Source organism: Pseudomonas morbosilactucae (genome assembly GCF_023241665.1).
Taxonomy (GTDB): domain Bacteria; phylum Pseudomonadota; class Gammaproteobacteria; order Pseudomonadales; family Pseudomonadaceae; genus Aquipseudomonas; species Aquipseudomonas morbosilactucae.
On record NZ_JALQCX010000049.1, the window covers coordinates 1 to 12,666 of the forward strand.

The following is a 12,666-nucleotide window of genomic DNA, read 5'->3' on the forward strand; positions in this document are numbered from 1 at the left end:
TGATAGCAACCAAGCCTTTATTGCCACATAGGGTTATCGGACATTTCGCCTTCCCCATTCGCCAAAAAGCCGGCCCCCACTGTCCGTAGGGGCCGGCTGGCTGGCGAAGAACACCGAGGAATAAAAAGCCGGAAAGGCGCGCCGATCAGCGGCTGCGCAGGCCCATGCGGCAGGCGATTTCGAAGGCTTGGCGGATCGCTCCAACGTTGGCCTTGCCCTGCCCGGCAATGTCGAACGCGGTGCCGTGAGCCGGGGTGGTGATGGGGATCGGCAGGCCACCCTGCACCGTCACGCCTCGGGAGAAGCCCATGAGCTTGATCGCGATCTGCCCCTGGTCGTGATACATGGTCACCACCGCATCGAAAGCACTGGCATCGCCCTGGACTTTCAAGAAAATCGTGTCGCCCGGGTACGGACCGTCCGCGGCAATGCCCAGGGCCTGGGCGGACCTCACGGCCGGGCCGATGATGTCCAACTCCTCGCGGCCAAACGAGCCGTTGTCGCCGTTGTGCGGGTTCAAGCCGCAGACACCGATCCGCGGCCTGTCCAGGCCATTGCGCTTGAGGGCGTTGTCGATCAGTTGGATGGCTTCCAGCACCCGCTCCTGGCTGAGCAGGCCCGGCACTTCGGACAGCGCCACGTGGGACGTCACCCGGGAAGTCCACAGATTGTCCAGCACGTTGAATTCACAGAACGGCCCATGGAAATCCAGCAGCTCGGCGAACCAGTGCAATTCATCGTTGTGGGCCATGCCGGCCATGTGCAGCGAGGTCTTGTTCAAGGGCCCGAACAACACCGCGTCCGTGGCCCCGCGCTCGGTCAGGCGCAGGGCCACTTCCAGGGTGTCGAGGCTGTAGCGCCCGCCGATCGCACTGGCTTCACTGCGCGGGAACGGGCCCAGGGCGCTACCGCGAAAATCGTAGAACAACGGCGTGTCGTCACTGAACACCAGGTCTTCCAGGGAACTCACCGGGCGATAGGGAAACGTCACCCCGGCGATGTCCATGCCGCGGCGCATCTCTGCCTCATCGGCGATCAGGATCACCTGGGCCTGGGCCCGCACTTGGGGATCGCCGAGCAAACGCGCGATAAGCTCCGGGCCGATGCCCGCGGGGTCGCCCAGGACCATGGCTAGGGTACTTTTATTCATGCTTGGCTCCTTACAGATTCAGGCCGTGTGCGGTCGCGGGCTTCAGGCTCGCAACGATAGAGGCGTTGGGCGTTGCTGTAGAACAGGCGCTCCTGATCGGCGCGGGGCAGATCGGCAACGATGTGTTTGAAACCGCTGTAGATGTCATCGAACGAGCCACACAGGCTGTCCACTGGGAAGTTGCTGGCGAACATTGCGCGGGCGCTGCCGAACAGTTCGATCACCTGGCGTACGATCCAGGCGTTGTCTTCGGCGCGCCAGGCTTTACCCCTCTGGCCCAGGCCGGAAATCTTCACCTGCACATTGGGCCATTGGGCCAGCCGCGCCATCGCCCCGTGCCAGGCCGCCAGGCCTTCGGCGCTGCGGTCGCTGGGCAGCCCGGCGTGGTTGAGAATCAGGGTGGTGCCGGGAAAATCCCGGGCCAGCCGCTCGGCTTCCGGCAGGTTCCACCAAGGGGTCTGCAAATCGAAATGCAGCCCCAGGCCTTCCAGGGCGGCAAAGCTGCGGCGCCAGTGTTCATCGCTCATCAGGGTCCGGGCCTGGCCCACCTGTTCGGGCGTTTGGGGCCCGCCGGGCTTGTGCCGGACACTGCGCACGCAAGGGTAGGACGCCTGCTCGGTGAGCACCGCAAGGGCGTCCGGATGATCGAGCCAGGCCTGGGCCACCACCGCATTGGGCACCCCGTAACGCTCGGCCAGGCCCTGGATGAAACGGGTTTCGCCGATCGGATCGCTGGGGTCCCATTCGGTTTCGACGTAGACCGTCTGCACCACTCGATGGGCACCGGCGTCGGCGAAATAATCCTCTGGGAAATAACGCCGCTTAATGGCGCTGTAGTCGCCATAGCGAAAGGCGATCCGTGCCTCCGGCGCGAGCCAGGGGTGGTAGTTGTTCTGCGGGTCCCAGAAGTGATGGTGGGCGTCGACGATCGGGCCATCCCAGAGCTCAGCCATGCGTCACCTCCTGAGGGCCGTCGAGGCTGATCAGCAAAGTGGCCAGGACAAACAGCGCCGAGCAGACCGCAAAGAAGCCCAGTACCGGGGCAAAGCCACCGGCGAACTGCAGGATCACTCCCACCAGGATCGGCACCGCGATGCCACCGGTGCTGCCGGCCATATTCATCACCCCACCGATCAGGCCGACCCGCGCCGGGGCGGCGAGCAGGGCCGGAAAACTCCAGTACAGGCTGCCCCACATCAGGAAGAACGCCGTCAGCGCCAGCAGGGCCACGGCGGCGAAGGGGTTGCTCAGGGTCGGCAGCAGCAGGAACGCCAGCAGCGCAATCACCCCGGAAAACGCCAGCAGGCTCTTCACCGCCACGCCCCGGCTGACGCCCTTGCGCATCAGGCCGTCGCAGAGAAAACCGCCGGTCAGCGAGCCTAGGGCGCCGCAGATAAAGATCACAAAGGTGGCGGCGCCAATGCCCTTGATATCAAAACCCCGGGCCTGGGACAGGTAGCTCGGGCCCCAGGTCAGCAAGCCGAAATAGACCATGGCCCAACTGGCCCGGCCGATCAGCAGCCCGCACAACGAACGGCTGGCGATGCCCAGGCCCTTGACCGGAATCCGTGCCGCTTCGGCGGCCGGTGTGGCCCGGCCGGCGTTGATCTTTTCCAGCTCCGCGGCGTTCACCTGAGGATGACTGGCGGGGTCGTCGCGCAGGTAACGGTAGGCCACCCAGGCCAGCACCAGGGTCGCTACGCCAGCGATCAAAAAGGCCAGCCGCCAAGAGTCAAGAATGGCAATCAGGTAGGCGATCAACAGCCCGCCAATGGCCACGCCCAGGGGGCTGCCACTGTCCATCAGCACCGCGCCGCGACTGCGTTCGCCCGGGGCCAGCCACAGGGAAATCAGCTTGCCGCCGGAGGGAAACAACGGTGCTTCGGCAGCGCCCAGGGCGACCCGGGCGAACAGCAGGGAAAGCCCGCCAGTGGCAAATGCGGCCAGCACTTGGAAGGTGCCCCAAAGCCCGGTGGACCAGCCGATGACCCGGTGCGGGCCAAAGCGGTCGATCAGCCAGCCGCCGGGAATCTGCAGCAGCGCATAGGCCCAGAAAAAACTGCTGAGGATCAGCCCTTGCAGGCTGGGCGACAGGGAAAACTCATGGGCGATGGTGGGCATGGCGATGGACAGCGAGACCCGGTCGATCAGGTTGACCATGGTCAGGGCGAAGATCACCGCGAAGATCCGCCAGCGCACATGGCTGGCTCGGCCCCCGGTGGTCGGGGCCGCTGAAGCCGGTTCGACACTTGCCGTGGGCAAGTGCAGGGAAGCACTGGAACGAGCCATGCTGGGTACCTCGTTTTCTTATTGTTGTGGGTGCAGCGTGCGCCGTCGAGGACGCGACCTGGGGAGCACTATCGAAGGCACAGTGATAACCGTCTAATCAAAACTTGAGATAAGGCGATAGCCAGAGGATATCCCTACAACGATTTCAGACCGCTCCGAGTCCAGCCCCCGTTTTTCCAGGGTTTAACAGCAACCGCTCTGGCTCAATACTTAGCACTGTGAACCTGGTGCAAGCCCGGCCCAACCTATAACCCCAGGCTATCGGTGTATGTATTGTTTTGAGTAGACGTTCGTGGCGTGGCTTCCCACACTCGGCCCAGGCTTGCGGCCCCGGCCAGTGACAAGCCACTCATAACAACTACAAGAACACGAGGCCCTCCCATGCGCACAACATTCGTTCGTCGCACGTCCCGCCTGCTCCTGGGTTGCACCCTGCTGTGCGTCGGCACGCTACCGACCCTGGCCCAGGCCTGGCAACCCGATAAGAACCTGGAAATCGTCGTCGCCGGCGGCCCCGGTGGCGGCACCGACCAACTCGCTCGGCTGATCCAGTCGATCATTGCCACCCACAAGCTGCTGGACGTCAACACCGTGGTGCTGAACAAAGGCGGCGGCAACGGCGCCGAGGCCTTCCTCGACCTGAAAATGGCCAAGGGCGAGCCCGATAAACTGGTGATCGGCACCAACAACATCTACCTGCTGCCCCTGGTGTCCAAGCTCGGCTACCAATGGCAGGAACTGACCCCGGTGGCCGCCGTGGCGGAAGACGACTTCATCCTCTGGACCTACAAGGACGCGCCCTGGAAAGACGCTCGGGGCTTCTATGAAACCGTCAAGGCCGACGCCTCGAAACTGCGCATGGGCGGCAGCCAGTCCAAGGATGTCGACCAGACCCTGACCCTGTTACTGAACCAGACCACCGGCAGCAAGCTCACCTACATCCCCTTCAAGAGCGGCAGCGAGGCGGCCACCCAACTGGCCGGCAAACACATCGCCAGCAACGTCAACAACCCTGCCGAGAGCATCAGCCAATGGCGCGGTGACCAAGTGCAACCGCTCTGCGTGTTCAGCCAGGAACCCATGCGCTACACGGAAAAGGTCGCCGGCGACAAAGCCTGGGCGGATATCCCCACCTGCCATTCCCAAGGCCTGGGCATCGATCAATACCGATTCCCGCGGACCGTGTTCATGCCCGGCGAAGTCAGCGCCGAACAACAGGCGTTTTACGTCGAGCTGCTGCGCAAGGTCACCCAGACACCGGAGTTCAAGGCCTACGTGACCCAGAACGCGCTGGTGCCGACCTTCCTCGAGGGCGAGCAACTGACCGCCTACATCGAGCAAGACACCGCCCGCGTCACCCCGGTGTTCAAGAACGCCGGCTGGCTGCGCAACTGATCCAACGGCTGCCGCCCCTCCGGCTCGTTGACTGAGCCGGCCGGGCCCTCGGCAGCCCCTTCTTGCGGAGAGACACCCATGTCCCCTTCTGTGGATTCACCCTCACTGGTCGGCACCCGCTGGGTCGAACTCGGCCTGGCCCTGTTCACCACCCTGGTGGGCGCGATGGTCATGTTCGGCAGCGTCGAACAAGGCATCGGCTGGGGCGACAGCGGCCCCGAGCCGGGTTACTTCCCCTTCTACATCGGCCTGCTGCTCAGCGGCGCCAGCCTGGCCAACGGGCTGTTGACCCTGTTGCGCTGGCAAGCCCTGGGCCTGGCGTTCGTCAGCCGCAGCGCCTTTGGCCAGGTGATGTCGGTGTTCGTGCCCATCGCCCTGTTCGTCGCGGCCATGCCGTTGACCGGTATCTACCTGGCCTCAGCGCTGTTTATCGCCTGGTTCATGTGGCGTGACCGGGTACGGGCCAAACCCTACGGGGCCTGGATGATCGGCAGCGTGTCCCTGGGCGCGGTGTTGGCCAGCTACTTGATCTTCGCCCTGTGGTTCAAGGTGCCGCTGGATACGGGCGCCGTGGGCGACTGGCTGGCCATAGCCGGGAGCAACCTGAAATGAGCGAATTCGATTCCCTGCTGCAAGGCATGAACCTGATCCTCACCCCCGGGCACATCGGGCTGATGGTGATCGGCGTGCTGCTGGGCATCCTGGTGGGCGTGCTGCCTGGCCTGGGGGCCCCAACGGCGTGGCGTTGCTACTGCCATTGACCTTCACCATGGCCCCGGTGTCGGCCATCATCCTGTTGTCATGCATGTACTGGGGGGCGTTGTTCGGCGGGTCGATCACCTCAATCCTGTTCAACATTCCCGGCGAGCCGTCCTCGGTGGCCACCACCTTCGACGGCTACCCCATGGCCCGTCAGGGACGAGCGGCAGAGGCCCTGACGGCAGCCTTCAGCTCGGCGCTGATCGGGGCGCTGTGCGGGGTGTTGCTGCTGACCTTCCTGTCCACGCGCATCGCCGAGTTCGCCATGTCCTTCAGTTCGCCCGAGTTTTTCGCGGTGTACCTGTTGGCGTTCTGCACCTTTATCGGCATGAGCAAGAACCCGCCGCTCAAGACCCTGGTGGCGATGATGCTCGGTTTCGCCATGGCCGCCGTGGGCATGGACACGGTTTCGGGCAACCTGCGGCTGACTTTCGACCAGCCGATCCTGATGACCGGCATCAGCTTCGAAGTGGCGGTGATTGGCTTGTTCGGCATCGGCGAAATCCTCTGCACCGTGGAAGAGGGCCTGGTGTTTCGCGGCGAGCATGCGCGCATCACGCCCATGGTGATCCTGCGCACCTGGGCCAAGTTGCCCCGTTACTGGCTGACCATTGTCCGCAGCACCCTGGTGGGCTGCTGGATGGGCATCACCCCGGGCGGGCCGACGGCGGCCTCGTTCATGGGCTACAGCCTGGCGCGGCGCTTCTCGAAAAACCGCGAGCAGTTCGGCAAGGGTGAAATCGAAGGGGTGATCGCCCCGGAAACCGCCGACCACGCCGCAGGCACCAGCGCCCTGCTGCCGATGCTGACCCTGGGTATTCCCGGCTCGGCCACCGCCGCGGTGATGCTCGGCGGGCTGATGATCTGGGGCCTGCACCCGGGGCCGACGCTGTTCGTCGAGCAACATGATTTTGTCTGGGGCCTGATCGCCAGCATGTACCTGGGCAACGTGGTCAGCCTGATCGTGGTCCTGGCCACGGTGCCGCTGTTCGCCTCGATCCTGCGGATTCCGTTCTCGATCATCGTGCCGATCATCATCATGATCTGCGCCATCGGGGCCTACTCGGTGCACAACGCATTTTTCGACGTGGTGCTGATGCTGGGCTTTGGCGCCCTGGGTTATCTGTTCAAGAAGCTCGGCTACCCCATCGCGCCCCTGGTGCTGGCGGCGGTGCTGGGGGACAAGGCCGAAGACGCGTTCCGCCAGTCGATGCTGTTTTCCGATGGGCAACTGGGCATCTTCTGGTCCAACCCGCTGGTGGGCAGCCTGACCACCGCTGCGCTGCTGATGCTGTTCTGGCCGCTGCTGTCACGCGCAGTACGCAGCCTTCTGGGGCTGCGGGGCGGGCAACCGGCGAAGAGCAACTCGGTGCCCTGATCCCCCCCTGGCAAGACCTGGCATTTGTTGTCAGGCTTGCCGCTGTCTTTCTCAAGAGCCCGGCCCCATGACCCGAATTCCTGATGCCAATATGATCCACAGCCGCCTGCGCCTGCGACAGATGCGCCTGATGCTGGCCCTGCAGGAGTTCGGTTCGCTCCGCCGCGCCGCCGACCACATCGGCATGACCCAGCCGGCCGCCACCAAGATGCTCCACGAAGCCGAGGACCTGCTGGGCGTCGAGCTGTTCGAGCGCTTGCCCCGGGGCATGCGCCCGACGCCCTACGGCGACACGGTGATCTACTACGCGCAGATGGTTTTCGCCGAACTCAGCGGCATGCGCGAAGAACTGGTGGCGCTGGAGTCCGGCAACCTCGGGCGGGTGGCGGTGGGGGCGATTCCGGCGCTGGCTTCAGGGCTGCTGACCCGTACCATCGCCACCCTCAAGCAAAGCCACCCACGGCTGTCCATGAGCATCCAGGTCGACACCAGCGACGTGCTGGTGCAAGCCCTGTTGCAGGATCAACTGGACATTGTGCTGGGCCGGATTCCCGCTGGCGCGCGGGCGGAGGAATTGATTTTCGACAGCCTCGGCGAAGAGGCGCTGTGCGTGATCGCCGGCGCGCAGAACCCCCTGGCCCAGGCCACGCAACTGAATTGGGCGCAGTTGCAGCATGAGACCTGGGTGCTGCAACAACACCCAAGCCCCATGCGTTCGATCATCAATCAGGTGTTCCATAATGCCCGGGTCGACATTCCCAGCAGCATTGTCGAAACCACCTCGATCATGACCTTGCTCTCCCTGGTACAGCAGACCGACATGCTCGGGGTGACGCCGCTGTCCGTGGTGGAGGACTACCCCGGACGTGACTTGCTGGCGATCCTGCCGATCAACTTCGAGGCGCGCTTGCCACCGTTCGGCCTGATTACCCGACGCCATCGCATCGCCTCGTCAGCGATGCAGGCTTTCGTCGGCTCGGTACGCGCCGAGCACCAATTGACCCTGCCCTGAACTAGGGAAGACTCAAAGTCACCAGGTAGTTGCCCGATGTCACGGGCCGGCCCGCGGTATCGACCAGTACGTACCGCTGCTGGTAATAAGGCTGGGCCGTGCCACTGTCGGCCAATAACTTGACCTTGACCCCGGAGCGGTTCAGACCGCCGACCGTGGCCACCGGGTTGACGCTGATGACATTGCCCCGCGCCGCCTTCGGGCATTGGCCCAGCTCCAGGCCGCCGGGCGAGGCCGTCTCGGACGCGCGGCAAGGGGTCTCGACGACACTGCCGCTAAAACGGATCACACCTTGAGACATGGGGGGTGCGGCCAAGCAACTGCCCGCCACCCCGAAGAACACGCTGATGCCGGTACCGATAAGTAGACCTCTCATACGAACTCTCCTGTGTATAAGCGTTATGTCGTCCCCCCTCATCAGCGACTTTAGTATTTGCGATTCACCCACCTGAGTTTTTTTGCGCACACAGCCCTTGCCCAACCGCCCCTGTTTAACGACGGTTGCCGACAGCGATGCGCTCCGCCCCCAGGGGAACGCGCAAGATCACCGGCTGCTGCCCTGCCGATCCGTTTTTTACCGATGACATGGCTGGAATATCACTGATCATTCATGTCGTTGATGACCAATCCAGGCAGTGTCCATCAGTGGCCAACCACAAAAATGGCCTCTAGCCATCATCGCGTAACTATGAGAATAATCTTCGCCAGAAGCAGGAAGGAACAGTTCCTGACGGGGCACTACGCGCATGCAGCTTTCGCCTGGTTCGGAGGTGGCAATGAGTAGTCGGATGTCGCAGTGGATCGAGCACTTCCTCAACCGCAGTCGGCTGATTGAGCCGACACTTTGGCTGGCCCTTGGCAGCGCCATGATCGGCTTGCTGTGGTTGCCCGATCAGCACCCGTTGCACCACCTGGCCACGGGGCTGTTGATCAGCCTCGCCGCACTCCTGCTGGTGATGCTGTTCTGCACGGTGCGTCAGCAGCGTGAGACGCGCCGCCAGTTGCATGAGCTGAACGCGCGCAAAAACCGCATCAAGGCGCTCAATACCCGCTTCGATAACCTGATGAACGCGGCCACCCAAGTGGCCGTCATCAGCACCACCGCTGAAGGACGGATACGCCTGTTCAGTGCCGGCGCCGAGGCCCTGTTCGGCTTCAACCGCGCCGAGATGCTGGGGCGCAATCTGGTGCAACGCCTGCACCTGCCGTCCGATCTCGATGAACGTCGCAAGGCCACCCAAGACCCGGCGCTGTTGCACACCTCGAACGTGCAACTGATCGATCACCTGTGTCGCAGCAGCGGCGACCAGGCCACGCAATGGAGCTACCAGCGCAAGGACGGCAGCCTGTTTATCGGCGAACTGCGCCGTGCCGAGTTTCACGACCCTGACAGCGGAGGCCTGGAACAGCTCAATGTGATCATCGATGTCAGCGAACGCAACGAACTGCTCAAGGACATCCAGGAGAGCAAGGCCTTCCTGAAAAAACTCACCCAGCGCATTCCCAACGTGCTTTACCAGTACCACCTGCGCGCCTCGGGGGACGGCTATTTCGCCTTCTGCAGCCCGAGTATCGAACAACTTTTCGAACTCAAGGCCGAGGACGTCCTGGGCTTGAGCTTCCTGCATAACCCGCTGTTCAAGCGCGTCCATCCCGAAGACATGCCGCTGATCATCAGCGTAACCCTGGAGTCCAGCCGCAGCGGCGAGGCCTGGGCCTGTGATTTTCGCGTGCAACTGCCACGCCAAGGGCTGCGCTGGCTGCACGGCGAAGCCTACGCCGAGCGCCAGGAGGATCGCAGCGTGATCTGGTACGGGTCGTTCATGGATATCACCGAACTCAAGGACCGCGAGCACGCCCTGAGCACCCAGGCGGTCACCGACGAGTTGACCGGTATCTACAACCGCCGGCACTTCATGGGCCAACTGGAGTGCCTGGTGGACAGCGGCAAACGCTACGGGACGGGATTTTCCCTGATCCTGCTGGACCTGGATCACTTCAAGTCAGTCAATGACCGCTGGGGCCACGACATGGGGGACGAGGTGCTCAAGCAAACCTGCCAACTGATCGGCCAACGGCTGCGCACCAGCGATATTTTTTGTCGGATCGGCGGCGAGGAACTGGCGATCCTCTGCCCGCAAACCTCAGGGGAACAGGCCGAACAACTGGCCTGGCAACTGCGGGAAAACCTCGCCCGGCAATCGCTGCCCGTGGTCGGCTCGGTCACCGCCAGCTTCGGTGTGGTGGCCTGGGACCCGGAGCTGTCAGCGGAAAACCTGCTGCGCCTGAGCGACCAGGCGACCTACGCCGCCAAGCTGGCCGGACGCAACCGCGTGCTCAGGGCCTGACGGCGCCGCCGCCAGGCCCTGGCAGGTCAGGCGCTCTTACGGAACACGAACACCAGGCCGACGATGATCAAGAGCATGCCGAGCAGGCTCAACAGCGCCAGGCGATTACCGAAGAACAGGTAATCCATCACCGCCGTCACTGCCGGCACCAAGTAGAACAGACTGGTGACATTGACCAGGTTGCCCTGGGCAATCAGCCGGTACAGCAGCAGGGTCGCCAGCACCGAAACCACCAGGCCCATCCACAACACCGGCACCACAAAGCCCAGGCTGTACTCGACATGCATCGGCTGGAAGGGCACGAACACCGCGCACAGCAAGAGCCCCGCCAGGTACTGCACGGGCAACGTCCCCAACGGGTTATCGGTGATGCGCTTCTGCATAATCGAGCCCAAGGTCATGCTGACCAGAGCCAGCAAGGCAAAGAGCATCCCGGCCAGGGACATTCCCGCCAGACCAATGCCTTGGTAGACCACCATGATCAGCCCCGCCAACCCCAGGCCCAGGCCGAACATCCGGCTCCAGGACCGCTGACGCTCCATCAGCACCACGGTAAGGATCGGCTGCACCCCCATCAGGGTGGCCATGACCCCGGGCGTGACCCTCAGGCTCAAGGCCAGCAGGTAGAAGATCTGGTAGGCGCCCAACAGCACCAGGCCCGTGGCCGCCGCGTAGAGCATCGGGCCACGCCCACGGGGCAACCTGAGCTTGAGCAAGGGCATCAGCAGCACCAGGCCGCACAGGGCAATGGCAAAGCGGATCACTAGGAAGGCAAAGGGCGATGCATGAGCCAGGCCCCATTTGGAGAAGATTGCGCCACTGCTCCAGAGCAGGACGAACAGGCTCGTGGAAGCCGCCGCCAGCGCGGATTTTTTGGAAATGAGCAACATGAAAACCACCTGTAGTCAGGCAAAAAGCCAACTCAGCAAAAGCTGAAATTCAGTCGTGTTTTTTCAGGCGGGCGCAGGCAACAACAGCGGTTGCTGATCAGCCCGGAATGCCAACGCCTGGCGGTGCTACGACTGCGTAGACCGGCACACTACTGACAGGTGGGGGGTATTGACCGATCTGCGCAGGCTGCTGATTCCCGCACGGCACGACGCCAGCGTTGACCGCTGAAACCACTACCGAGCTGTTGAGGGAAAAGGCCATGTACAGAGGGCTCTTGAGGAGGGAAAAACCTGAGTCGTCTGACTCGTCGAGCGCCGAATATACTCAGCGCCCGATCTTCATTGCAAGAATTATCAGAACAGCCACTTCCACAACGCCACCAGCACCACCACCGCCAGGATCGGCCGCAGGATGCGGTACAGCTTGGGATTGCGGCGCTTCCACTGTTTCACCACGCCGCTGAAGCGGTCGCTGAAGCGCTTGCTCCAGGCGTAGGCCTGGTTGATCCCGCCGACGCGCTCGTCGTCCAGGTTCTGCGGTGCGGTGGCACGGCCCAGCAGACCACTGACCCAACGGTTGAGGCGGGTCATCAGGCGGTTGCTCAGGGGGCGTTCGATATCACAGAACAGGATCACCCGGGTGGTTTCGGTTTCGTTCTTCACCCAGTGCACATAGGTTTCGTCGAACATCACATCTTCACCGTCGCGCCAGGCATAGACCTGGCCATCGACGAAAATCCGGCAATCGTCAGAGTTGGGGGTCGACAGCCCCAGGTGATAGCGCAGGGAACCGGCGAACGGATCACGGTGCGGGTTCAGATGGCTGCCACCGGGCAGCAAGGCGAACATGGCGCCCTTGACGTTGGGGATGCGGCTGACCAGCTCAACGGTTTTCGGGCACAGGGCTTCGGCCGAAGGCAGGGGTTTGTCGTACCACTTGAGGTAGAAACGCTTCCAGCCCTTCTTGAAAAACGAACCGAAACCGGCGTCGTTGTTCTTCTCGGCGGCGCGGATATAGCCCTCGTCGAACAGGTGCATGGCCTCGTCGCGGATCACTTCCCAGTTGTCCTTGAGCACGTCCAGTTCCGGGAACTTGCTGCGGTCCAGGTAAGGCTTGGAAGGCACCGCGGAGAACAGGTACATCAAGGCGTTGTATGGGGCGAACAGCGCGGAATGGTTGACGAACTGGCGCAGTACCGGCAGACGCGCCTTGCCCCGCAGGTGCACGTAAAGAATGCTGCCGACAAACAGCGACAACACCGCGAACTTGGCGGCAAAGGAAAAGCTCATGCAACGACTCCTTGGAAATAGGCAACCGTGAGGGGAGTGTTCACCCGGCCTGGCAGCCGGCAATGATAAACACTCCTGGGCCATGGAAAAACCCGCACCACTGAACATTCAGTATTAACGGCTTTGCAACAAAGGCGTTAAGTAGCATAAGCGCC

General features: G+C 63.0%; 10 protein-coding genes and 1 pseudogene. 5 read left to right on the plus strand and 6 right to left on the minus strand.

Going from position 1 to position 12,666, the window contains the following annotated elements; genetic code table 11:
* Positions 1-145 precede the first annotated feature (145 nt).
* Genes M1B35_RS23380 through M1B35_RS23390 form a run of 3 tightly spaced genes read right to left on the minus strand, consistent with a single transcriptional unit; the run spans position 146 to position 3,439 of the window.
* Entirely contained in the window at positions 146-1,150 is a 1,005-nt protein-coding gene (locus M1B35_RS23380) for a 4-hydroxythreonine-4-phosphate dehydrogenase PdxA (protein WP_123336197.1), read from the minus strand.
* The gene (locus tag M1B35_RS23385) at positions 1,147-2,103 is read right to left on the minus strand and encodes an amidohydrolase family protein (RefSeq protein ID WP_268263227.1); all 957 of its coding nucleotides are present in this window, start codon (positions 2,101-2,103) and stop codon (positions 1,147-1,149) included. The genes M1B35_RS23380 and M1B35_RS23385 overlap by 4 nt, the downstream gene beginning before the upstream one ends.
* Positions 2,096-3,439, minus strand: coding sequence for an MFS transporter (locus M1B35_RS23390; RefSeq protein ID WP_268263228.1), 1,344 nt, complete (start codon positions 3,437-3,439; stop codon positions 2,096-2,098). Before M1B35_RS23390 ends, M1B35_RS23385 begins: the two co-directional genes overlap by 8 nt.
* Before the next feature lie 381 nt (positions 3,440-3,820).
* Here M1B35_RS23390 and M1B35_RS23395 point away from each other — a divergent pair, with 381 nt between their 5' ends.
* The 4 genes and pseudogenes from M1B35_RS23395 to M1B35_RS23410 all read left to right on the plus strand — a co-directional run bounded on the left by M1B35_RS23395 (position 3,821) and on the right by M1B35_RS23410 (position 7,983).
* Positions 3,821-4,834 (plus strand): Bug family tripartite tricarboxylate transporter substrate binding protein, encoded by a 1,014-nt coding sequence (locus M1B35_RS23395; protein ID WP_123336203.1) that lies wholly within the window; start codon positions 3,821-3,823, stop codon positions 4,832-4,834.
* A gap of 78 nt (positions 4,835-4,912) precedes the next feature.
* Positions 4,913-5,446, plus strand: coding sequence for a tripartite tricarboxylate transporter TctB family protein (locus M1B35_RS23400; RefSeq protein ID WP_268263229.1), 534 nt, complete (start codon positions 4,913-4,915; stop codon positions 5,444-5,446).
* Positions 5,443-6,971, plus strand: a pseudogene (locus M1B35_RS23405) (tripartite tricarboxylate transporter permease). The gene M1B35_RS23400 and the pseudogene M1B35_RS23405 overlap by 4 nt, the downstream one beginning before the upstream one ends.
* 67 nt (positions 6,972-7,038) lie before the next feature.
* A complete protein-coding gene (locus M1B35_RS23410; RefSeq protein WP_123336209.1) occupies positions 7,039-7,983 on the plus strand; it encodes a LysR family transcriptional regulator in 945 nt (314 codons plus the stop codon).
* A 1-nt stretch (position 7,984) separates the two neighbouring features.
* On the opposite strand, the gene M1B35_RS23415 is transcribed toward M1B35_RS23410, so the two are convergent.
* Positions 7,985-8,359 (minus strand): type 1 fimbrial protein, encoded by a 375-nt coding sequence (locus M1B35_RS23415; RefSeq protein WP_268263230.1) that lies wholly within the window; start codon positions 8,357-8,359, stop codon positions 7,985-7,987.
* Positions 8,360-8,771: 412 nt separating this feature from the next.
* On the opposite strand from M1B35_RS23415, the gene M1B35_RS23420 reads away from it, so the two are divergent.
* The gene (locus tag M1B35_RS23420) at positions 8,772-10,331 is read left to right on the plus strand and encodes a sensor domain-containing diguanylate cyclase (RefSeq protein WP_268263231.1); all 1,560 of its coding nucleotides are present in this window, start codon (positions 8,772-8,774) and stop codon (positions 10,329-10,331) included.
* A gap of 26 nt (positions 10,332-10,357) precedes the next feature.
* Here the strand turns inward: M1B35_RS23420 and M1B35_RS23425 are convergent, their stop codons facing one another.
* Both M1B35_RS23425 and M1B35_RS23430 read right to left on the minus strand, forming a co-directional pair.
* Positions 10,358-11,221: a DMT family transporter gene (locus M1B35_RS23425; RefSeq protein WP_268263232.1), complete on the minus strand. Its 864-nt coding sequence runs from the start codon at positions 11,219-11,221 to the stop codon at positions 10,358-10,360.
* Between the two features lie 354 nt (positions 11,222-11,575).
* The gene (locus M1B35_RS23430; RefSeq protein ID WP_123336216.1) at positions 11,576-12,511 is read right to left on the minus strand and encodes an aspartyl/asparaginyl beta-hydroxylase domain-containing protein; all 936 of its coding nucleotides are present in this window, start codon (positions 12,509-12,511) and stop codon (positions 11,576-11,578) included.
* Positions 12,512-12,666 lie beyond the last annotated feature (155 nt).

Bases quoted from the DNA above. Each gene is read 5' to 3' on its own strand.
- M1B35_RS23380 (WP_123336197.1), bottom strand. From the start codon at position 1,150: ATGAATAAAAGTACCCTAGCCATGGTCCTGGGCGACCCCGCGGGCATC.
- M1B35_RS23385 (WP_268263227.1), bottom strand. From the start codon at position 2,103: ATGGCTGAGCTCTGGGATGGCCCGATCGTCGACGCCCACCATCACTTC.
- M1B35_RS23390 (WP_268263228.1), bottom strand. From the start codon at position 3,439: ATGGCTCGTTCCAGTGCTTCCCTGCACTTGCCCACGGCAAGTGTCGAA.
- M1B35_RS23395 (WP_123336203.1), top strand. From the start codon at position 3,821: ATGCGCACAACATTCGTTCGTCGCACGTCCCGCCTGCTCCTGGGTTGC.
- M1B35_RS23400 (WP_268263229.1), top strand. From the start codon at position 4,913: ATGTCCCCTTCTGTGGATTCACCCTCACTGGTCGGCACCCGCTGGGTC.
- M1B35_RS23410 (WP_123336209.1), top strand. From the start codon at position 7,039: ATGACCCGAATTCCTGATGCCAATATGATCCACAGCCGCCTGCGCCTG.
- M1B35_RS23415 (WP_268263230.1), bottom strand. From the start codon at position 8,359: ATGAGAGGTCTACTTATCGGTACCGGCATCAGCGTGTTCTTCGGGGTG.
- M1B35_RS23420 (WP_268263231.1), top strand. From the start codon at position 8,772: ATGTCGCAGTGGATCGAGCACTTCCTCAACCGCAGTCGGCTGATTGAG.
- M1B35_RS23425 (WP_268263232.1), bottom strand. From the start codon at position 11,221: ATGTTGCTCATTTCCAAAAAATCCGCGCTGGCGGCGGCTTCCACGAGC.
- M1B35_RS23430 (WP_123336216.1), bottom strand. From the start codon at position 12,511: ATGAGCTTTTCCTTTGCCGCCAAGTTCGCGGTGTTGTCGCTGTTTGTC.